18 protein-coding genes and 1 pseudogene are annotated in these 20484 nt (G+C 54.9%); 10 read left to right on the top strand and 9 right to left on the bottom strand.

What is annotated here, in order from left to right:
- Positions 1 to 78: 78 nt before the first annotated feature.
- Positions 79 to 1176 (top strand): annotated as a pseudogene (locus tag I8746_RS09570) (PLP-dependent aminotransferase family protein); the annotation flags it as partial.
- A 498-nt stretch (positions 1177 to 1674) separates the two neighbouring features.
- Here the strand turns inward: I8746_RS09570 and I8746_RS09565 are convergent.
- The 6 genes from I8746_RS09565 to I8746_RS09540 form a co-directional block, all read right to left on the bottom strand.
- Positions 1675 to 2031 (bottom strand): hypothetical protein, encoded by a 357-nt coding sequence (locus I8746_RS09565; protein ID WP_221100550.1) that lies wholly within the window; start codon positions 2029 to 2031, stop codon positions 1675 to 1677.
- Complete coding sequence (locus tag I8746_RS09560; protein ID WP_221100549.1) at positions 2031 to 2837, bottom strand: integrase; 807 nt, start codon at positions 2835 to 2837, stop codon at positions 2031 to 2033. The genes I8746_RS09565 and I8746_RS09560 overlap by 1 nt, the downstream gene beginning before the upstream one ends.
- Positions 2838 to 3123: 286 nt before the next feature.
- Positions 3124 to 3666 (bottom strand): NADPH-dependent FMN reductase, encoded by a 543-nt coding sequence (locus tag I8746_RS09555; RefSeq protein ID WP_221100548.1) that lies wholly within the window; start codon positions 3664 to 3666, stop codon positions 3124 to 3126.
- A gap of 42 nt (positions 3667 to 3708) precedes the next feature.
- Positions 3709 to 4239 carry a cupin domain-containing protein gene (locus I8746_RS09550; protein WP_221100547.1) on the bottom strand — a complete coding sequence of 177 codons (531 nt, stop codon included), beginning with the start codon at positions 4237 to 4239 and terminating at the stop codon, positions 3709 to 3711.
- Positions 4240 to 4309: 70 nt separating this feature from the next.
- A complete protein-coding gene (locus tag I8746_RS09545; RefSeq protein WP_221100546.1) occupies positions 4310 to 5425 on the bottom strand; it encodes an alcohol dehydrogenase catalytic domain-containing protein in 1116 nt (371 codons plus the stop codon).
- Between the two features lie 71 nt (positions 5426 to 5496).
- On the bottom strand, positions 5497 to 6078 hold the full coding sequence (locus I8746_RS09540) for an amino acid synthesis family protein (protein WP_221100545.1): 582 nt from the start codon (positions 6076 to 6078) through the stop codon (positions 5497 to 5499).
- A gap of 118 nt (positions 6079 to 6196) precedes the next feature.
- Between I8746_RS09540 and I8746_RS09535 the strand changes: the two genes are divergently transcribed.
- The 3 genes from I8746_RS09535 (at position 6197) to I8746_RS09525 (ending at position 9421) form a co-directional block, all read left to right on the top strand.
- Positions 6197 to 7048, top strand: a complete 852-nt coding sequence (locus I8746_RS09535) for a fumarylacetoacetate hydrolase family protein (RefSeq protein ID WP_221100544.1) — start codon at positions 6197 to 6199, stop codon at positions 7046 to 7048.
- Between the two features lie 42 nt (positions 7049 to 7090).
- The gene (locus tag I8746_RS09530) at positions 7091 to 7648 is read left to right on the top strand and encodes a VOC family protein (protein ID WP_121161470.1); all 558 of its coding nucleotides are present in this window, start codon (positions 7091 to 7093) and stop codon (positions 7646 to 7648) included.
- Between the two features lie 213 nt (positions 7649 to 7861).
- The gene (locus I8746_RS09525) at positions 7862 to 9421 is read left to right on the top strand and encodes a bifunctional 3-(3-hydroxy-phenyl)propionate/3-hydroxycinnamic acid hydroxylase (RefSeq protein WP_221100543.1); all 1560 of its coding nucleotides are present in this window, start codon (positions 7862 to 7864) and stop codon (positions 9419 to 9421) included.
- A gap of 100 nt (positions 9422 to 9521) precedes the next feature.
- Here the strand turns inward: I8746_RS09525 and I8746_RS09520 are convergent, their stop codons facing one another.
- The gene (locus tag I8746_RS09520) at positions 9522 to 10208 is read right to left on the bottom strand and encodes a GntR family transcriptional regulator (RefSeq protein ID WP_221100542.1); all 687 of its coding nucleotides are present in this window, start codon (positions 10206 to 10208) and stop codon (positions 9522 to 9524) included.
- Positions 10209 to 10280: 72 nt separating this feature from the next.
- Positions 10281 to 10988, bottom strand: coding sequence for a methyl-accepting chemotaxis protein (locus tag I8746_RS27525; RefSeq protein ID WP_409078006.1), 708 nt, complete (start codon positions 10986 to 10988; stop codon positions 10281 to 10283).
- Positions 10989 to 12350: 1362 nt separating this feature from the next.
- Here I8746_RS27525 and I8746_RS09510 point away from each other — a divergent pair.
- From I8746_RS09510 to I8746_RS09490, 5 genes are all read left to right on the top strand, one after another.
- Positions 12351 to 12779, top strand: coding sequence for a heme-binding protein (locus tag I8746_RS09510; RefSeq protein WP_221100541.1), 429 nt, complete (start codon positions 12351 to 12353; stop codon positions 12777 to 12779).
- 87 nt (positions 12780 to 12866) lie between these two features.
- The gene (locus I8746_RS09505; protein ID WP_221100540.1) at positions 12867 to 14510 is read left to right on the top strand and encodes a DUF1302 domain-containing protein; all 1644 of its coding nucleotides are present in this window, start codon (positions 12867 to 12869) and stop codon (positions 14508 to 14510) included.
- 18 nt (positions 14511 to 14528) lie between these two features.
- On the top strand, positions 14529 to 15878 hold the full coding sequence (locus tag I8746_RS09500; protein ID WP_221100539.1) for a DUF1329 domain-containing protein: 1350 nt from the start codon (positions 14529 to 14531) through the stop codon (positions 15876 to 15878).
- Positions 15879 to 15932: 54 nt separating this feature from the next.
- Positions 15933 to 17036, top strand: a complete 1104-nt coding sequence (locus I8746_RS09495; RefSeq protein WP_259674107.1) for a YCF48-related protein — start codon at positions 15933 to 15935, stop codon at positions 17034 to 17036.
- Positions 17026 to 19452 carry an MMPL family transporter gene (locus tag I8746_RS09490; RefSeq protein WP_221100538.1) on the top strand — a complete coding sequence of 809 codons (2427 nt, stop codon included), beginning with the start codon at positions 17026 to 17028 and terminating at the stop codon, positions 19450 to 19452. The genes I8746_RS09495 and I8746_RS09490 overlap by 11 nt, the downstream gene beginning before the upstream one ends.
- A 90-nt stretch (positions 19453 to 19542) precedes the next feature.
- Here the strand turns inward: I8746_RS09490 and I8746_RS09485 are convergent, their stop codons facing one another.
- Positions 19543 to 19845 (bottom strand): ribbon-helix-helix domain-containing protein, encoded by a 303-nt coding sequence (locus tag I8746_RS09485; protein WP_221100537.1) that lies wholly within the window; start codon positions 19843 to 19845, stop codon positions 19543 to 19545.
- A 207-nt stretch (positions 19846 to 20052) separates the two neighbouring features.
- On the opposite strand from I8746_RS09485, the gene I8746_RS09480 reads away from it, so the two are divergent.
- On the top strand, positions 20053 to 20445 hold the full coding sequence (locus I8746_RS09480) for a VOC family protein (protein ID WP_221100536.1): 393 nt from the start codon (positions 20053 to 20055) through the stop codon (positions 20443 to 20445).
- The last annotated feature ends 39 nt before the right edge of the window (positions 20446 to 20484 follow it).

Genomic DNA, 20484 nt, shown 5'->3' with positions numbered 1-20484 from the left:
CCTCTTCGTAGCCTGTGACAAGCACCTGAGTCGCAGCCGATCCGCTATCCTGAGCAATCCTCCGCTCCGGACCCGCCCATGGAACTGCACATTCGCCTGGAGGGCCGCAAAGGCCTGGCCGACCAGCTTTACCAGCAACTGCGCGACGGTATCGACAGCGGCCACCTGGCCGCCGGTACCCAACTGCCGCCCACCCGTCTGCTGGCTGAACAACTGGGCGTATCGCGCAAGACAGTGGCCGAGGCCTATTCGCGGCTGACCTACGATAACCTGCTCAGCGGCGTGGTCGGCCGTGGCACGTTCGTCACCCCACGCCATCCGCTGCGCAGTAACGAATCAGCCACCATACCCCTGGCCGGCGCCGCCTCCCTCGAGCGCTGGCAGCAGCGCGCCACCGTGCTCAGCCAACGCCAGGTGCAGGCGCCATCGCGCTATGACTTCGTCGGTGGTGCTTCGAGCAAGGCACAGTTCCCCTTCGACCAGTGGCGCAGTTGCCTGAACTACGCACTGCGCCGCAGCCAGCGCCACCCCGAGCGCCAATTCCCGGCCCAGGGCTTGCCGGAACTGCGCGAAGCCATTGCCCACCACATCGCCTACTCGCGCGGGGTGCACTGCAGCGCAGCCGATCTGCTGGTGTGCAACGGCGCCCAGCAGGCGCTGGACCTGATCGCCCGGGTGCTGGTCGAACCGGGCTGCCAGGTGGCCATGGAAGATCCTGGCTACCCGCCGGCACGGCAATTGTTCCTGGCCCTGGGGGCACGCCTGCAATCGGTGCCGGTGGACGATGAGGGCCTGTGCGTGGAACAGATCGCCGACGGCACCCGGCTGATCTACGTCACCCCCTCGCACCAGTTCCCGCTGGGCATGCCGATGAGCGAGCCACGCCGGCATGCCCTGCTTGCGCGCGCCGCCGAGCTGGGTGCACTGATCATCGAAGACGACTACGACTGTGAGTTCCGCTACCACGGGCCAGCCTCGGACGCGCTGCAGCGTCTGGACCGGCATGGGCTGGTCGCCTATGTCGGGACCTTCTCCAAGACTTTGCTGCCCGAGCTGCGCCTGGGCTATGCCGTATTACCACCTGCCGTACTGCAGGCCGCTTGCGTGGCCAAGCACCTTAGCGATTGGCACAGCCCGACCCTGCTGCAGTGGGCGCTGGCGCGCTTCCTTGGCGATACTCTATAGTTAACAGCGAAAACCTTGTACTCTAGAGCTGCATGTGTACAGCCAGAAGATAGATATCTAAAAGTGGCTTAGCATCAAATAGCTCGCCAAAACCTGACCAGGGCATGACTCAAATTCCAGCAACTTGGTTAGCTCAAGTGATTCATTAACCGAGAGAAATTAAACACTGGGTGCGGACATCACGAACTGTGAGACTTCTGACTGTATAAGGCAGCCCTACTGGAGTAACGTTTGAGTACTCAAGGCACGGGGCTTTGGGCGGAAACCTCAAATTGCAGAGGCGTTTCTGAATAAAGCGACCTAATATGCAATCGACGAGCATATAGTTTTTGTTGCTATCGAAATTTTGATTTAATAAAAGTCAGGTGCGGCATAAATCATAACTATTCGCTAGATCACTACTACACTCTCAAAGCGCTCTTGGCAAATTCTCAACTTTGGTTATTTTTTTGGAAATTTAACAATTCGCAGCCCCTCAAGCCGATCAATTTATTTTTCAAGTTTTGCAACATGCCGTAACAACATGATTTCACGAGCAAGAATTTGGTCTGACAGTGCTTTGAAACTTTCGGCCCTTTCGCGCTCTGCCTTAATTTTCCTTTTAAGCTCAGCCTTGCTAACTGGGACGCCCGCAGAGCGGGCATCGTTGACCTTCTTCGCTGCTCGCTCTATCGCATCTCGAATATTTGCATGTTGCGGGCGGCTTGCCTTCAGAGATCCTCGACTTCGCCCAGCCTCTAAAGCTACTGTATCGTAGTTAATCTCTGCATCAGGGGAAACAATCAATGGGATACCCTCTTCCATACGGCTCAACGCATCCCAGTAAACCTTTAGACCATCGTCCATCACCCGGCCATCCTCATGGTTTTGGAAAACTCTTTAAGCTCGAATAAAGTTTGGTTTTCCGCGTTAAATTCCGGACTATTAGGCTCACAAGTAGAAACCAGAGCCTCTTGAACCTCGATGAGCTTTAGGACTTTTGAGGGTTTGATGGCAGCAGACTTACAGCCATCACACCCAAGAAAGTTTACAGAAATTCGCTTGTGACAAACCTCAGTAGAAATGCACCCCCCAACAACTGTCGGCTGGTAAAATAACTCACCTTTTTTCATTCGCGCGAGAGTCTGCTCCAAAGCTTCCGCGTATTTAATTGGTTCGCAAAGCGCCTTAGCCTTCCCACGCAGCCAAACACCATGCGGCCCGCGGAGCACTTCATCCGAAAATATAAACTCATTCGTATATTGCCAAGCTCTAACTTGCAACTCAGCGCTCTGATAAACGTTCACGAAAGCATCCTTATCATTGCCTGCTTCTTTAAGCACATCAGGAGCAAAACTAGAACCGCGAGCGTAATAAATAGACATTTCAATAGTAATATGTTGCAGCATCACTTTTAGAGCCGGAAGACTTACCAAGCCACTACGTATGGCGTACACAGCAGTTGAACGCCTAATCTGGTGAATTGACAAAGGCCATTTTTTCCCAATGGAATATTCCTTCTCACCCCGCCACATGCGAGTGGGTGTAATGCTTTCCAACACACAGATGTCAGCTTCACTAATCAACGGGGGATTCAGCATTGGCGTGTTAAGATTTAGATCCCTGATGCTGATCAGCAAGCAGATAGTTGGCAGAACGGCAACCTCATCCACGTCACCGATCCAAACGGCGCCTATGTGCAACAGCCTTAATCATATAAACCAGTGGCTATAAAAAGCCGCCCAAGCCAATAGCCGTGTGCAGCGGCTTCATAGAGATGGGGCGGCTGTCGTGAATAGTACCTGATGCTGCCAGCTTATAGCACTGTTGAGCTCTCACCCTTAAGTCTGACCCCATCCATGGGTTCTTTCTGCAAGTTTAGCTTCTTGGGTCGATTTCAGGAGATAACCATAACAGGTCAGTTACTCCTGCTGACTACCTTGCAGTTAACTTCTACGGTCACATCATCTCGCTTAGCGCCTTAACCCCCAACCTCAGATAATTTCGTGTAGACTCGTCCACAAGACGTCCATTGGATAACTTGCTGTGTACTGAACCGATCACTATCTGCGGATAACGAGTCAGCTCGGCAGAGACGGCCCATAGGGTTTCGTTCAACTGTTGCTGAGCTCGTACCCCACCAGTAAATGCTGGGGAAGCGGTAAATGTGAGTACCGGCTTTGCTGTAAGCACTGACTTTCCATGAGGCCTAGATAGCCAATCGAGAGCATTTTTCAACACTCCTGACATGCCGTGATTGTATTCAGGGCACCCGATGACAATGCCGCTCGCAGCCAAGACAGCCTGCCTTAACTCAAGCACAGCGTCTGGAACGGATGGCCCATCATGATCCTCGTTATAGGGCGGTAGATTGTGAAGTCTGTAAAGCGTTAAGCTTGAATCCGAGGGCAATAGTTCCTCCGCTATGGTGTTCAGGATCTGCTCATGCGCGGAATGCTTTCTAAGGCTTCCGCAAAGCCCAATGAACTGGTAACGCTTCATGCCCACTGCCTCTTAAACGACTTGGGATATCCAGCACATCATTCACGCTATTGGATGTAATCCCAGCATGAAGAACAGTGCTCTGGCCGGCCTTGATGAGCGATTTCGCCAAGCGTGACGTGTACCTTGTTGGATGATTACGTCGCCCACCTGCAAGAGCCTCTGCTCACCGTTATCTAACTCGAGCCACAACTCTCCCTCTAGCAAAACGCCGTAATCAAGTGTCGGCGTGCAATGCATAGCTGGATCTTCTTTCTCGAACGACTCTATAAGTCCCGGCAGAAAATCGAGCATTTCAGCAAGCGCCCGCTCGGGTTGTATAGGTGCCGCCATCACCGTGTCTGGTGGCAAACTGACCATCAAAAGCGATGTACCACCCGGCCCAGGTATCAGCGAAGCGTTTGCCGCAGTGAGATCCGAATCAGACCTGCCGTCCGTTGCCGTAGCCCACAACTGGGCTATGCCGTAGCCCGGCATATCCTGGAAGCTTTTAGAGCGCGGTGCCACGTCATCAATAACAAACACTGAGTGGCCATGCGCATCGTGCCCAGTAACAACTCTTCGTACTTGCATTCAAACTCTCCAACATCCAGCGCAGAAAAGTCTGGATGGTGCTATGCCACACACCATCCAGCAGGATGGTTCAAGGACAGATGACGTAGTTGCCAAACCCACCGTTGCGGTTTTCGATTCCGCTGATGGCATCATTCACCTGGTCAAGTGCGAACACGCTGTGCTCGAAGAAGGACAAGTCAAGTGCACCAGACTCCACCATATCCGCCATGGCCTGGCCCTGTCCCGTGGTGAACCAGGCAGACCCGCTGACCTGAATGTCGTTGTCCATGATCCAGTGCAAGTCCAACGGCACAGGGCCTGCTACCGCACCGATGTTGACTAGGTGGCCACCGCGGTGAAGACCGTTGAGTGCGTCAATGAGGCTCTCTGCAGGAGCACCAGGGCCAAGGGCATCGATCACCACATCCAATCCTTCCCCGTGAGTCACCTCATTTACCCACTTCGCAGTACTGCCTTTACCCAGCGTATGAATCTGGATCCGCCCTGGGGCAGCGAGGTCTTTCACGCGCTGGAATAGAGACTCGTTACGCGCCGTACCCAAAATACGCCGCACCCCCATGGCTAGCGCCAACGCTACTGCGCCAAGGCCAAGCGTGCCGCTGATTCCATTGATAAGAATGGTACTGCTCGGCCCCGCATTGGCTTTGAGCAAGGCCCGATAGGCTGTCCCCAGATATCCAAGTCGAGCCGCTGTTTCGAATGCCATGTTGTCGGGAATTTTGACCAGGCTGTATTGCGGTGCGGGCATGAACTCACACAACCCGCCGTAGGGGTAGTCCTCGAACATCCTCGGACTACGTGCAGTGAAACCAAAGTAACCGTTGAAGGTATACGCGGTGCACCCCGTGGTGTTGCCCGCACGACAGGCACGGCACGATCCACAGTAGCGAGCTGGGTTCACATAGACACGATCACCAGGTTTGAAATCGTAGACCTGCTCACCCACCGTCTCAACGATACCTGTCGGATCCAGACCGAAAATAGCCGGCAACTGTGGCAGGGGCAGATGAGGAAACCACGTTTTCCAGTTGGTCAGGATGTTATGCAGGTTTGGCACGATGCCGCAGGCCCTGACTCGCACCAGTACCTCAGTCGGACGGATGGTGGGAACCGGAACTTGCTCGATCTGCATCGGTTTGCCGCCCTCATACATACGTGCGGCGCGCATCATTTTTGTCGTCATCTTGTACTCCAGCTCTTGTTATTGTTTTTGCAGCTAGCCCGCACCGGTATGCGGACGAAGAATACTTGCGATCAGCGAAGTCCGTCTTCGCCTCTTACATCAGCAGCCGCCAATCCGCCCAAGCGGGCATGAATGCGCCCTCCCGTGGCCATTGCCAAGCTGAACGCGATTTCATTGCGACGCGGGCCATCCCAGAGGGTGACCTCAGCAACACCGAAATGGCTACGCACATAAGCAGCATGAATGTGACCTAGAGGCATCATGAGCCTGCAACCCGGCCCTCCGATGGTTTTTGCAGCAGGAACGATGGCCTTGGGCTCACCCAGCAATGCCCGCATGGCCCAGCCTCCTGCCTCATGCCAGACCGCACCGTGCTCGAGCTCACCATCCTCTCCCACGATGGCGGCTTTGCCGTACGCTTGAACCTTGTCTGCGCCGCCCAATGCCTCGACCAGACGTTTCGAAAGCTCTGTACCCAACACACGCAGTTCTGCCATGAAAGGCAACAGATCCTCCTCGTAGCGCCCAGCGTAAGGGTTTTCGATGACCGCAGTGGCCACTGCGACTCTCAAAGGCTCAACCGCCACTGGGCCTCGCTCATGGAGGACATCTTCGATATCCAGCTTGATCTTGCGGACTTTCACCAATGCCATTGCTCGCTCTCCTACTGGACGCCGGAAATATTTTTGTTGGCGTGTTTGCATTATGCACCTTGCGCTTTATTGTGCAAGAAATTATGTTTTATGCACAAAACAACAGAGAGGTCACACCATGAAGCTCGTTTCCTTCCACCTAAACAACCGGCCCGGGTACGGCGCTGTCGTCGGTGATCGAGTCGTAGACCTGAGCAGCTACCTAGCCGATGTCCCGGATTTGGCCAGCCTGATCGCTTCGCCTGACAAGCTTGCGCAGGCCAAAAAGCTGGCCGCAGCTTCAGAAGGTGAGCTTGTGCTTGCAGATCTGAAATTGAGTCCAGTCATCCCTGCTCCAGGCAAGATCATCTGCGTCGGCATCAACTACGTTGCTCATGCAGAAGAAGCAGGACGTAAGGTCGGGCAGCACCCCGTGATATTCCAACGCTTTGCCGAGACCCTGCAGGCACATGACGCACCTCTTGTGCGTCCAAAGGTGTCGGAGGAGTTCGACTTTGAAGCAGAACTGGCAGTGGTCATTGGCAAGGGGGGATCTCACATCGCACCGGAAAACGCGATGGAGCATGTCGCGGGGTACACCTGCTTCAACGACGCGAGCGTGCGTGATTGGCAGTTCCACACCCACCAATACGGCATGGGTAAGACTTTCCGCTTAACCGGCGCACTCGGCCCATGGCTGGTAACCGCAGATGAAATTGCAGATTACCGCGACTTGCAGATTCGCGGCATTCTCAACGGGGAGCAGATGCAAGAAGGCAACCTGTCCGAGCTGGCTTTTGACATTCCACATCTCATTTCCTACGTCTCCCAGGCCCTGGACTGGAACCCGGGCGACATTTTGGCTACAGGGACACCGAGCGGCATTGGTTTCAAGCGAAACCCGCCGATTTTCCTGAAGCCAGGGGATATCTTTGAAGTGACGATCAGCCAGATCGGCACCCTGCGTAATCCAGTGATCGACGAAGCCTGAGCAATCCATCCTCAAACAAGCACAACATCAGGAATAACGCCCATGGCCACCCTGCCCCGCATCAACTTCACCCACACTGGTACGTTCTGCAGCGATCTGGACAATATGGTTGAGTTCTATTGCAGCAAACTGGGATTCGTCGTCAGTGACAAAGGTGTGGCCTCCACCGGCCACCGCTTGTTTTTCATGACCCAGAATCCAGAGGTGCATCATCAGTTGGTGCTCTTCGATGGCAAGCCAACCAACCTGCCGTTCAACCCGATCAACCAGCTGTCCTTCCTTCTGGATACGCTGGATGACCTCAAGGCGTTCTACGTTTTTGCAAAAGAGAATGATCTGGGCCCGATCGACCAAGTCGACCACGGCAACGCCTGGTCGATGTATTTCAAAGATCCGGAAGGTAACCCCATCGAGATGTATGTGGACGCTCCCTTCTACACCAATCAGCCCTGCCGCGAGCCGCTGGATCTGGAGCAAAGTACCGAGCAAATTCTTGCCACGACTGAGGCCATGTGCAGAAGACGTCCAGGTTTCCAGACCCGTGAGGAATGGATGGAGTCAACCCGCCAACGTATCGCTCAGCAACGCGTGAGTTGGTGAACCACGATCGTGCGACCCGAAGCGGTCGCACGCCCTTTTGGTTAGATGCACATTCAGAAAAACCACGTTGATGGTCTCTGATGCGGGATTCAGACAGTAGCTGGAGAACCTGAACCTTCTGTATTGGCAGACAGGGTGATATTTCACACGTAAGGAAATACACAGGTCTGAAGCCACAGCTTGGTCACACAACAAGAAAGATGGAGAACATCTATGGAATATGACCTGATTATTGTCGGGTTAGGCCCGGTAGGCGTCACTGCTGCTAACCTTGCTGGTCAATGGGGACTACGGACACTGGTTCTCGACAAAAGTGACACCGTGTATCAAAACCCACGCGCCATGGGGCTGGATCACGAAGCCATGCGCACCTTCGACAACATTGGTCTTGCTGAGTCGATAGCTGCGCATGTGATGCCTTACCGCCCCTCCCATTACCTGAACGCCGACGCAAAACTGATCAAGCACATCAACGCCCCCCAGCCTCCGTTCTTACTAGGATGGGCGCCCAACTACGTGTTTTCACAACCGCCGCTGGAACGCGCGCTGCGTAGAAATCTCCACTCACAGAGCCACGTTGATGTCCTTCTTGGCCGGGAGGTATTCAATGTCGAATCTACAGACGCAGGTGTCACTGTTAGCTACCGCGACTCTGCAGGGGCAGTAAGTCGTGTAACTGCCAGTTACCTCCTGGCCTGCGATGGGGGCACCAGTCCTATACGCATGAATCTCCAGCTGAACATGGAGGATCTGGCCTTCGACGAACCTTGGCTGGTTGTGGACGTAATCCTGAATGAAGGCGCAGGTAACTCCCTTCCTGAAACCAACGTTCAATACTGCGAGACTGAACGCCCCAGCACCTTCGTGGTAGGCCCAGGACGGCATCGGCGCTGGGAGTTCATGATCAACGAAGATGAGTCACCTGCCGAGATCATAAGCCCGGAGTCCATCCAGCGCCTGATTTCACGCTGGCTACCTGCAGAGGATTATCAGATCTGGCGAGCTTCCACCTACCGGTTCCATGCACTCATCCTTGAGCGCTGGAGAGTCGGTAACATCTTTTTCCTCGGCGACGCTGCCCACATGACTCCCCCCTTCCTTGCACAGGGTATGTGCCAAGGTTTGCGCGATGCCATGAACCTGATCTGGAAATTGGCATTCGTAAAGCGCGGAATCGCATCGACCAAACTGCTGGACACGTACCAGAGCGAACGCGCTCCACACGTAAAACGTACAACCGAAGTCGCCAAGGAATTTGGACAGACGATCTGCGAGCGCGATCCGGCTAGAGCTTCTGAACGAGATGCCCGATTGCTTGCTGCGGTTCAAAAATCCCCAGGGGGTACTATACGCCAGTCTCTGATACCAGGGCTTGAGAATGGTTTTATCGGCTCGCAGAAACCCGCTGGGGGGCTTTTCCCTCAACCGAGAGTAACAACCTTCGATCAACAGGAAGACCTGCTGGATCGCTTTACCGGGCAAAGCATACGGTTGGTGATTGCCGAAGGATTCAAGGCAACAGAGGCATTGCTTGCGGCGTTTGATGATGCGCTACGCGGGGTACAACTACCTACGAGCATCGTGCAGTTGAGCACTGCCCCGACGGCACACTATCAATATCGAGAGCATGATGGCGTGCTTGCGGCCTGGCTGCAGCGAAACGGATGCAACGTTGTTTTAGTACGTCCCGATCACTACGTATACGGTGGTGCTTCAACGCTCGAGGAAGCCGTACACCTCATCCAGGACTGTTTCGGCAAACTGCATAGTTGAATGGGGATCAGGTGGTCGGCGCGCAGACCACCTCGCAGGCCTGAACAGGTAGGACTAAATCTGAGGCTCCCCACCATTGCAACGTAGGGAGCCCTTAGTGCTACTGGAGCGTCGAATGCTGCTGACGCAGCACGTCGGTGACATACTTGAGTGTTCCACCAATGTGATTACCGAGTAGCTCAACAGAAGCGCTGATATCGCGAGACAGAACAGCATCAATCAGTTGCTGATGCTCATCGCCCTTGTGGCGCTCCACACTTCGATGCAAGGCTGAGAAACGACGGTAACGTTCGGCCTGGTCGAACAACGAGTCGATCAACCGCAGCATCATATCCGAAGGACAAGCCGAAAAAAGAGCAAAGTGAAATGCCTTGTGACGCTCAGACCAATCATCATCAAGGGCCACTGAAACCCTTCCAAGGCGCTTTTCTACGACCTTAAGCCGATGGAAAGCTCCAAGAACATCAGCTTCCCAAGCATCATCACCATGGCGAATAGCCTCGGCAAGCGCCTCACACTCCAGTAAACGACGCAACTGGGTAATTTGCTGAAAATCGTCAACAGACAAACGCGCAACGCGAAATCCTTTGTTCTCGCTTGCCTCGACGATGCCTTCCTGAGCCAGACGATTCAGCGCCTCTCGAATTGGGGAACTGCTCAGTCCATAGCTCAGGGACAGCTCTGCTACCTTGAGCTTTTCACCAGGAGCCAACTCACAGCAGATGATCGACTTTTTCATCTGCTGCAGGGCGACCTCAATAAGGGATCCGCCTTGTTGATTTTGCATTTCACGGTTTCCATGGATGTTGCATGCTTTCATATTTTATGCACAAAGTATGATTTGTGCAATTTCTCCCACCTATTTCAGGGTGAAGAATGACAGACCTTCGCGCAATTGCCCGGCCAGGTCTTCCAATTCCCGGGAGGCAACGCGTAAGCGATGCGTGCGGTTTTGACTCGCCAGTGCCGATGCCCGTACCTCCAGCATACACAGCCCCACCTCACTTACCATTTCACTCTGAGCCTGCGTAGCTCCTGCAATATTGCGGTTCATCTGATGGATGGTCGAGACCTCAGTCGTCACACCTCGCAGCGCCAACCCCGCTCTGAACGAAAAATCTCGAACACGGGCAGACTCTTCGCCAACTCGCTCCACCCGACTGAGCAAGCTCTTGCTGTCAAATTGCAACGTCTTGATCATTCCGGCGATTTCCGCGGCTGCACTTTGGGTTCGTGCAGCCAGGCATCGCACCTCCTCCGCTACGACAGAGAAACCACGCCCCATCTCTCCCGCCCTGGCGGCCTCGATTGCAGCGTTCAAGGCAAGTAAATTGGTCTGCTCCGCTAGCGACTGCACTACCTCGAGCACTCGCCCAATACTCACAGCACGAGCGTCCAGCGATCGCATTTCCTGCCCAGTTGCGTGAACGAGTTTGTCTAGCTGGTCGATCTGACCAACTGCTGCCTCAACCTCCTCCCCGCCAACCTCGCTGCCTTTGCTGGCCAACTCCGCAGCAGATGACGCATCCCCCGTCAGGCCGACGACACGGGTCAGGCTAACGCCCATCACTTCCATCGCATTGAATGCACGATTTGTGTCTTGCACCTGCTGCTCGGCACTACTAGCAACTTCACGTGTCATCTGATCCAGTTCAGCGCAAACCCTTCCAAGTCCACTAGCGCCCTCCTCAATCCGACTGACGACACCATTGAGGCTTTCGCCCATCTGCCGCATGGCGTGTAGAACGACGGCAAGCTCATCACCGCAATCATCATGGATGGAAGCATCCAATCTACCGGCGGCAAAATGCTCAACCTGCTCAGCAGTAGCGCGTAGGGAGAGGATGATTCGCCTGCGTATACCCCAGGCTGTTGCAATGCCGAGCACCAACACTAACGCAGCCATCTGAATGAGCTTGGTGTAGGCATTTTGCTTAAGTGCCTGCTGACGGTCGGAAACCTGGCGTCGCACTTCGTCAGACACAGCCAGCATCTGCTCAGCAATTCGATCCATCTCCAGTTCGGACTCGAGGTGGGCGAGGTAACTGGTGTGATACGCCTCAAAAGCAACACGATATCGTTCCAAGGAGCCAAGCGCTAAATCCAATGCGGTTCGCTGCTGTGTAGCAGCTCCACCAGCTAGGGCCTGGGCAGCAGATCGAAGATCACTGAGTAACAGTATCCATTGCTCATAGTCCGCCGCTGTCAAAGACTCGCTGTAAGACCATTCAGCGATGCGCAGAGATAGCAGCTTACGCATGAGCGCCGTGGCATTCTCCGCGAGCACCAAGGCTGCCAACATCTCGCTACTTTCCTGCATCAAAGCCTCAGTCAAATCTTGCTCGACGGTTTCAAACGCTATGCGCACCTCACCGGCCTCAACCCCCATGGCTTTCTGCGCTTGTTCCAACCGACCACGCGCCGCGACCAAGCGCTCGAACTGCGTCAGATATTGTTTGCTCGCCGCTAGAAGGGGCTGCTCAAGCTGCTCCAACGTCGCCGCCTGCTGAGGAATCTCGCTGATCAAGCGATGCACCTTGTCGACGGCACCTCCTGTGGCCTCTAACCGATAGCTCTTCTCCAGGATTCGAATGTCCAGAATCCCTGCATGCACTCCAGCAATGCTCTCCAGCTGATCCTCCCCTTTGAAGACATCCCGCAGGCTTGAAAATGCAAAGCCTGCCAGCAGCACGCTCAAGCCACACAACAGGCCAAAGCCCAGTGCCAGCAGGGCTCCTATCGAGAAGCGACGAGGTGAAAGAGACACAGATTTCATCTTGTTTTTCTTCCTATGCCGTTCGAGGGACTTGCCATTGAAGAGGAGCTGTCGTTTTTTCCTTGACTCCTCGTGGTCGGCAACCTATTTTTGTGCACAAAGCGTCACATAAAGCAAAATAACAAAAATAATGCACAAACACAGAGGCTAAATATGCATAGCCGAAAAACCCTCGATCCCGACGAAATCAGCACGTTGCTGAATGCGGCGATTGCAGAAGCGGCCCGACATGAATGGAAGGTATCTGTTGCGATTGTCGATGACGGCGGACACTTGTTGGCCTTCCGCAGGATGGCCGGCGCGAGTGTTTCATCAGCTCAAATCGCCATTGATAAGGCCCGCAGTGCTGCGATTACCCAGCGCCCTACCCGTTTCTTCGCCGAGATGTTGAGCAGTGGTTTGTACGGTACTGCCTCACTGGCCGGAGTCATCCCAATGATTGGCGGACTACCGCTTTTGCAGGGCGATCAATGCCTTGGTGGGATAGCTGCCAGCGGCGTGAAGGCCCAGTTCGATGAACAGATTGCAGCAGCCGGCAGTGAGGCAGTTGGCTGTTCAGCGCCTCCCCAGCACCAGATCTAAGGAGAGCCAATAGCGCTGCCAAGCACAGCATCCGTCTCTACGGATGGAGCCCCCTGTAATAACAACAAGAATGCAGAAGAGGTATCCATGAACACCAAGCAACGCCGTCCTACTACAACGCTTCTTGCACGCCAAGGCGCCAAGGCCAGCACACTCAGCATCGCCTTGGCATTGTGTTCGGCAGAGGTCATGGCTTTCCAGTTCGACACCGGAGTCGAGGGCCTCAAAACCAGCTGGGACAACACCATCAAGTACAGCAATGCTTGGCGCCTGAACGAGCGCGCCGACAACGTAATGGCGTCCTCACCGAACCCGAACAAGGATGACGGTGACCGCAACTTCAGCACCGGGCTGATATCCAACCGTTTCGACTTACTCTCCGAGCTGGACATCAAGTACGGCGATATCGGAGCCCGCCTAAGCGGTGCAGCCTGGTATGACACGGTCTACAACGAGAAGAACGATAACAACTCGCCAGGAACCGCCAACCCGGTGAGCGTTGACTACAACGAATTCACAGACAAGACCCGCGACCTGCATGGGCGAGACGCCGAGATTCTCGATGCCTTTGTGTATGGTGCACGGGAAATCGGCTCGACACGCCTATCGGCACGCTTGGGGCAGTTCAACCAGATTTATGGTGAAAGCCTCTTCTTCGGCGCCAACGGTATCGCCAACGCACAGAGCACTGTTGACCTCGTGAAGTTGCAATCGGTGCCAGGCTCGCAGTTCAAGGAAATTCTCCTTCCCACCGAGCAGTTCTCCTTCAACTGGCAGCTCACCGACACCGTTAGCGTGGGTGCTTACTATCAGTTCGAATGGAACAAAACGCGTCTTCCTGGTTCTGGGAGCTACTTCAGCGCAGGCGATTTTGTAGGTGAAGGTGCCGAACGTGTGTTCTTTGCAGGAGGGCCCCTGCTACACGGTCATGACATCGATGCCAAGGACTCTGGCCAGTTCGGTGCGCAGATCCGCTTTGCCCTCGACGATTGGGAGTTCGGCCTTTATGCGGCGCGCTATCACGACAAAACGCCTGTCTGGTATTTCCGTCCCACATTCCTGGGCGGTGACGGCACCTTCGTGAATGTCTACCCCGAAGACATCAAGGTGTATGGCGCAAGCTTCAGTACCCTCGTGGGGGAAGCCAACGTCGCGGGTGAAATCTCCATGCGTGTGGACACCCCTCTTGCCCCGAATGGCGGAGTGGTAGTCACCGGTGACATGACCGCAGATAACAACAGCAATCCGCTCTACCCGGTCGGCGACTCACTCCATGCTCAACTGTCGATGGTCAACGTATATGGAGGCTCGGCGCTATGGGACGGCGCTTCTCTGGTAGGTGAGGTTGCTTTCAATCGTCGCCTCAAGGTGAAGAAGAACGCTCAGAACCTCGATCCGAATACCACTCGCGACGCCTACTCACTGCGTTTCACCTTTGAGCCTCAGTACTTCCAGGTGATGCCTGGCGTTGATGTACAGATGCCGATCACCGTTGGGTACACGCCGTATGGTCGCTCCTCGGTCACCCCGCAAGCGTTCTCTCCGGAACATGGCGGAGACATCACGCTCGCCCTTAAAGCCGACTACCAGAAGCAATGGTATGCATCCCTAAGCTACACCAATTTCTTCGGCGATGGCGGCCCCATTATCGGCCCAGACAACAACTACACCTTCGAACAAACCCTGAAGGACAGGGACTTCATTGCTTTCTCGATCCAGCGCACCTTCTGATTTCCGGAGAACAATAAAATGAAAAGACAGGTTCTGTTGATGACCGCTCTTGCGGCAAGCCTTGCGGTCAGCCACGTAATCGCTGCTGTCTCGCCCCAAGAAGCGGAAACGCTGAAAAGCTCGCTCACTCCACTGGGGGCAGAACGAGCGGGCAATGCCGATGGAAGCATCCCAGCCTGGGGCGGCGGCCTCACCAAAGAAATATCAGGCGCGAAATTCGGTGATGTACCAGCTGATCCGTTCCCGGGTGAAAAGCCTGTGCTGCGAATCACTGCAGCCAATGCAGGGCAGTACGCCAACAAGCTCAGTGAAGGCACCCAGGCTTTGCTGAAGAAGTATCCGAATAGCTTCTTCCTAGATATCTACCCGACGCACCGCACTGCCGCAGCCCCACAGTGGGTCTATGACAACACCCAGGCCAACGCCACGCGGTGCCAGCTGACAGAGAACGGCCTTTCGGTGAAAGGCTGCTACGGAGGCATCCCGTTCCCGATTCCAAAATCCGGCAGCGAGCTGATCTGGAACTTCCTCCTGCGTGTCGAGGCCGAGTCCATCGAGATGGGCTACCGCAACACCATCGGCAACGCCGACGGCTCTCGCACGATGGCCAGTCGAGGGGTGGAGAACTGGCAATACCCCTACTACTACAAGGATGGGAATGCTGATAAATGGTCAGGGCAATATGTGCTGCTGCGCTTCCTTACCAATGAGCCACCCTTTAAAGCCGGTGAATCACTGGTCACTCACGACAGCATCAACGCCGCAAGCCCACGGGACGCCTGGCAATATCTGGTCGGCCAGCGCCGCGTTCGGCGTGCACCAACGGTAGGTTACGACACGCCAGACTTCGTGGCATCCGGTGCCAACTACTTTGACGAGGTGCATGGCTTCATCGGTCATCCAGATCGCTACGATTGGAAGTTGATCGGCAAGAAAGAAATGTACATCCCTTACAACCTCAACAATTTCCACTCGCTCAAGCCTGAAGAGGTCAACACCAAGGATGTCCTCAATCCAGAGAAAATGCGTTGGGAACTGCACCGCGTATGGGAAGTTGAGGCAACCGTCGCGCCCGGTAAGCGTCATGCTGTACCGAAGCGTCGCTTCTACATCGATGAGGACAGCTGGACTATTGCCTTGGCTGATGGCTATGACGCTCAAGGTAAGCTATGGCGCGTCAATCAAGCACTGCCTTTCGTGGTGCCATCGATCCCCGCCGTCGTGGTGAAACCGGTCGTGATTTACAACCTGCAAGCGGGCACGTACAGCGTGGTGCAAGGGCTCAATGGGGAGCGTTACTCGGTTGTGCCGCGCAAGGCGGAAAACTTCTTCACCGGTAACGCGGTTGCCTCTGACTCCGCACGCTGAACCAGGCCTTCAGGGCGGGTATGCCATACCCGCCCTCCTTCGAGGTATCCAACGATGCAACGAATACTAATTGGCAGGCTTGCACTTGCCCTTAGCTTGGGCGTGACGGGTGCCAGCGTGGCAGATGAGGCCGTGCCGACTGAGCCGCTACAACAATCTGCACCGCACAGCGGTTTGGCCCAACACTCGCTGATGCTCGATGTATCACGAGCGGGGAATGCACTGGTAGCTGTCGGCGAGCGTGGCTTTATCCTTCGCTCTGAAGATGACGGCCAGTCCTGGAACCAGGTCGACGCACCGTTAAGCGTCACGCTAACTCGTGTTGTTTTCCCGACACCCGATCAAGGTTGGGCCGTTGGCCATGCCGGCGTTGTGCTTCATAGCAGTGACGGTGGTCGGAGTTGGAAGCTGCAATTGGATGGTCGCCAAGCGGCCCAGACGGTACTTGAGGCTGCCCAGAAGCGGTTTGAGCAAGAGCCAAATGCACTAAATGAAAAGCGCGTCTCTAGCGCGCACAGCCTGCTCGAAGATGGCCCAGACAAACCGTTCCTTGGCGTACATTTCCTTGATGCGACACGCGGTATTGTGGTGGGCGCCTACGGCTTGGCGTTTTCCACCAATGATGGAGGGAATACCTGGTACACCATCGAAGAACGCTTGGATAACCCTGCCGCCATGCACCTGTATGGCATCCAGCAGATTGATGACAAGCTGTTCATTTTTGGCGAACAGGGTCTTCTACTCCGCTCGAATGATCGAGGTACCACGTTTGAGAAACTCACCTCTCCTGCCACTGGAACCCTCTTTGGCTTAGTCCCAACGAGCCAGCACGGCCTGCTTGCTTTTGGCCTGCGTGGCAAGAGCTATTTCTCCGATGACGCGGGGGATAGCTGGCAACCTGTAGTTAACCCAAGCCCGATAACCATCACCGCCGGGACGCTACTCAGCGATGGCCGCACGTTACTGGTCGACGAGTCTGGCCGACTGCTGACGAGCAAAGAGCCGCAGCACGGCTTCACCGCACTCACGCTTGAAGAACCTAGCTACCTCACAGGTTTGATTGAAGTAGGTACCGGCAAGCTGGTGCTGAGCAGTGCTCGTGGAGTAACGCGCGTGAACCTAGATGAGCTGAATCGGAGCACCACTCGTGAACAGTAAAGTAACAGCCCAACAGCCCGGTGCAGGAAACGCGATCGCCCTTTTCGATGCCCGTTCAGGAAGCCTGCCTGAGCGATTGATTTTCCGGTACCGCCGATTCATCGTTTTGCTCTGCCTGCTGGTCAGCGCCACCCTTGCCTGGCAAGCGCAACACCTGCGGTTGAGCGCCGCATTCGAGAGCATGATTCCGATCGACCATCCGTACATCCAAAACTATTTCCAGTTCCGTGGACAGCTTGGCGAAGGCGGCAATACGCTACGAATCGCCGTCAAAAGTAACGACGGCTCCATCTACAACGCCGCTTACCTGGAAACACTGAAGCAACTCAACGATGATCTTTTCCTGTTGACGGGGGTGGATCGCCCCTACATGAAATCACTGTGGACACCGGCCACGCGGTGGATTGGAGTCACTGAAGAGGGATTCGACGGTGGCCCCGTGATTCCGGAGGACTATGATGGGTCGCCAGCCAGCATTGAACAGGTACGACAAAACGTTGAGCGCTCGGGTGAAATCGGCAGACTGGTAGCACCAAACCTGCAATCGAGCGTCATCATCCTCCCATTGCAGGATGCGGCCACTGCAGGCCCTGATGGCGCCTTAGACTATCGCGTCCTCTCCAAACAGCTCGATGAACTGCGCGAGAAATACAGCAATAATCACACGAGTATCGCCATCACTGGCTTTGCCAAAGTAGTGGGTGACCTGATGGACGGCCTGGCACTGATGCAGCTGTTCTTCGCTGGCACTCTAATAATCTGTGCCCTGGTGCTCTATTGGTACACCCGTTGCCTGCGCAGCACCTTGCTGGTACTGCTGTGCTCGGTGGTCGCCGTGGTGTGGTTGCTCGGCCTGTTAGCATCAATGGGTTACAACCTTGACCCCTACTCGATTTTGGTGCCCTTCCTGATCTTTGCTATCGGCCTGTCCCATGGCGCACAGAAGATGAACGGCATCATGCAGGACATCGGTCGTGGCGCAGACAAACTCATTGCAGCGCGCCTCACTTTCCGAAGGCTGTTCCTGACCGGTGCAATGGCGTTGCTTGCTGACGCGGTGGGTTTTGCCGTGTTGATGATCATCAACATCCCGGTCATCCAAGATCTGGCGGTTACTGCCACCATTGGCGTACTTGTGCTGGTTCTGACAAACCTTGTACTGCTACCCGTGCTGCTCTCCTACACAGGTGTCAGTAAAACTGCTGCGCGGCGCGAAGCAGAGTCTGAACAAAAGGCGCACGATCAAACGGAGGCCCGACATTCGCTGTGGAGCTTTTTGGATCGTTTCACCATTCCAGGTCGCTGGAGCAATGGCGCGTTAATCATTGCAGGTGCAATGGCTGCTGCGGGATTTGCGATCAGCTTGCACCTCAAGGTCGGCGATCTCGATCCAGGTGCACCTGAGTTGCGTGCTGAGTCTCGTTACAATCAGGACAACGCCTTCATGGTTAGTAACTATGCGGCGAGCAGCGACAAGTACGTTGTCATGGTCAAGACACCGCAGTACTACTGCGCTAATTACGAAACCTTGGTCAAAGTCGATGCCCTGGAGGCCAGGCTACAGCAACTCCCGGGTGTCGTCTCGACCACCTCCCTCGCTGCGTTGAGCAAGCAGGCTGCTGCAGGAATGAATGAGGGTAGCCTCACCTGGTACGAAATTCCTCGAAACCAAGGCCTGCTCAACGCCATCATTACGCGCGCCCCAAGAGAACTGTTCAATCAGAACTGTGATCTGCTAACCATCAATGTCTTCCTCGCTGACCACAAAGCAGACACCCTCACCCGCGTGGTGAATACAGTTGAGACTTTCGCAGCAGCGAACAACAGCGAAACCCTTCAGTTCATGTCCGCAGCAGGTAATGCCGGGATTGAGGCCGCAACCAACATCGTCGTGAAGAAGGCAAATGTGCAGATGTTGATGATGGTGTATGCGGCGGTGACGATCCTGTGCTTCATCACCTTCCGCTCATGGCGTGCGGTGATCTGCACGGTATTGCCGCTCATGCTCACCTCCATTTTATGTGAGGCTCTCATGGTTGGCTTGGGTATTGGTCTGAAGGTCGCCACCCTTCCTGTGATCGCTTTGGGTGTTGGTATCGGCGTCGACTACTCGCTATACATTCTCAGCGTCACGCTCGCAAACCTGCGCAATGGTGAGACGCTATCGCGCGCCTATTATCATGCCTTGTTGTCGACTGGAAAGGTCGTGATCCTGACCGGCGTCACGCTGGGAATTGCGGTGGCTACCTGGGCATTCTCGCCCATCAAATTTCAAGCGGACATGGGCATACTGCTGGCCTTCATGTTCATCTGGAACATGCTGGGCGCTCTTATCCTGACTCCAGCTTTGGCAAGGCTATTCCTAACAAATCACCACGTTGGTGCTCATTCAAAAACTGGACAGGCGCTGCTTTGATCACCTCCGACCCGTGTCACAGCGGGTCGGCAATCTCAAGCCCCACAACGTATCGCTGACTTGCTCGACGACCGGTAGCCACCTGTCAAATCAGCCTGCCGCGATTGAGAATGGAATTACTTTATTTACCATTTGCCTCTGACTGAGATATCGGGTGCAGCTTACCCGTAGGAAGGATGCAAAATTCACTACCTCTCCGCGATAGTCCATGACTTCCTCGTACAGCTTTGCGATGAGCTGGTTGGTGCTGACACCGTCCGTTGCAGCAATCTCAGTCAGGATGTCCCAGAACTGGTTTTCCAGACGCAAGGTGGTGACTACGCCCCGAATACGCAAGGAGCGCGAGCGCGACTCATAAAGAATCGGGTCTGCCTTCACATACAGCTCACACATAACGCCTCCGCTGGATCTACCTGGTTAAGTCGCGTCGATGGTATAGGCCCAAGCTTGAAGGTACCTGACCCAAGCAGCACGCGGGTAATACACCACTATTACACGTACCCATTTCGCTGCCGAGGCGCACGTAATAGCCACTTATTACCCGCCAGATTTTCATGCTGCCATCCTGAGTGCATAACAACACCACAGGAAAGCCTGATAATGCCAAAATTCCTCCACACCATGATCCGTGTAGGTGACCTGGAAGCCTCCATGCGTTTCTACGGACAAGCATTCGACCTGCAGGAATCCCATCGTCTTGAATTCGACGACTTCTCCCTGGTCTATCTCCGCGACCTGCAAAGCGGCGTCGAAATCGAACTGACCTGGAACAAGGGGCAGGACGCCTACACCCATGGCAGCGGGTATGGCCATGTGGCCTTCGCGGTAGAAGACCTCGATCAGCATCACGATCGGTTGAGCGAACGCGGATTTTCCCCTGCCCCCATCAAGGAATTCAAGCGCGGTGAAGAAATGCTAGCCCGTTTCTTTTTCATTCAAGACCCCGATGGCTACAAGATCGAAGTCCTGCAGAGCGCCGGCCACTACCAATAACGCACTCTCAAGCCTCTGACGTTCAACCGTAATCGATTT

The sequence above is a fragment of the Pseudomonas sp. USTB-Z genome (assembly GCF_019691255.1).
Lineage (GTDB): Bacteria > Pseudomonadota > Gammaproteobacteria > Pseudomonadales > Pseudomonadaceae > Aquipseudomonas > Aquipseudomonas alloputida.
Note: the sequence above shows the minus strand (reverse complement) of the source record. Positions and strands in the feature narration are given on the sequence as shown.

What these genes read in the sequence shown, in the direction of transcription:
- I8746_RS09555 (WP_221100548.1), bottom strand. Translation starts at nt 3,666, where the DNA reads ATGAAGCGTTACCAGTTCATTGGGCTTTGCGGAAGCCTTAGAAAGCAT.
- I8746_RS09510 (WP_221100541.1), top strand. Translation starts at nt 12,351, where the DNA reads ATGCATAGCCGAAAAACCCTCGATCCCGACGAAATCAGCACGTTGCTG.
- I8746_RS09485 (WP_221100537.1), bottom strand. Translation starts at nt 19,845, where the DNA reads ATGTGTGAGCTGTATGTGAAGGCAGACCCGATTCTTTATGAGTCGCGC.
- I8746_RS09535 (WP_221100544.1), top strand. Translation starts at nt 6,197, where the DNA reads ATGAAGCTCGTTTCCTTCCACCTAAACAACCGGCCCGGGTACGGCGCT.
- I8746_RS09565 (WP_221100550.1), bottom strand. Translation starts at nt 2,031, where the DNA reads ATGGACGATGGTCTAAAGGTTTACTGGGATGCGTTGAGCCGTATGGAA.
- I8746_RS09550 (WP_221100547.1), bottom strand. Translation starts at nt 4,239, where the DNA reads ATGCAAGTACGAAGAGTTGTTACTGGGCACGATGCGCATGGCCACTCA.
- I8746_RS09520 (WP_221100542.1), bottom strand. Translation starts at nt 10,208, where the DNA reads ATGCAAAATCAACAAGGCGGATCCCTTATTGAGGTCGCCCTGCAGCAG.
- I8746_RS09480 (WP_221100536.1), top strand. Translation starts at nt 20,053, where the DNA reads ATGCCAAAATTCCTCCACACCATGATCCGTGTAGGTGACCTGGAAGCC.
- I8746_RS09505 (WP_221100540.1), top strand. Translation starts at nt 12,867, where the DNA reads ATGAACACCAAGCAACGCCGTCCTACTACAACGCTTCTTGCACGCCAA.
- I8746_RS09500 (WP_221100539.1), top strand. Translation starts at nt 14,529, where the DNA reads ATGAAAAGACAGGTTCTGTTGATGACCGCTCTTGCGGCAAGCCTTGCG.
- I8746_RS09540 (WP_221100545.1), bottom strand. Translation starts at nt 6,078, where the DNA reads ATGGCATTGGTGAAAGTCCGCAAGATCAAGCTGGATATCGAAGATGTC.
- I8746_RS09530 (WP_121161470.1), top strand. Translation starts at nt 7,091, where the DNA reads ATGGCCACCCTGCCCCGCATCAACTTCACCCACACTGGTACGTTCTGC.
- I8746_RS09545 (WP_221100546.1), bottom strand. Translation starts at nt 5,425, where the DNA reads ATGACGACAAAAATGATGCGCGCCGCACGTATGTATGAGGGCGGCAAA.
- I8746_RS27525 (WP_409078006.1), bottom strand. Translation starts at nt 10,988, where the DNA reads ATGGGCGTTAGCCTGACCCGTGTCGTCGGCCTGACGGGGGATGCGTCA.
- I8746_RS09525 (WP_221100543.1), top strand. Translation starts at nt 7,862, where the DNA reads ATGGAATATGACCTGATTATTGTCGGGTTAGGCCCGGTAGGCGTCACT.
- I8746_RS09495 (WP_259674107.1), top strand. Translation starts at nt 15,933, where the DNA reads ATGCAACGAATACTAATTGGCAGGCTTGCACTTGCCCTTAGCTTGGGC.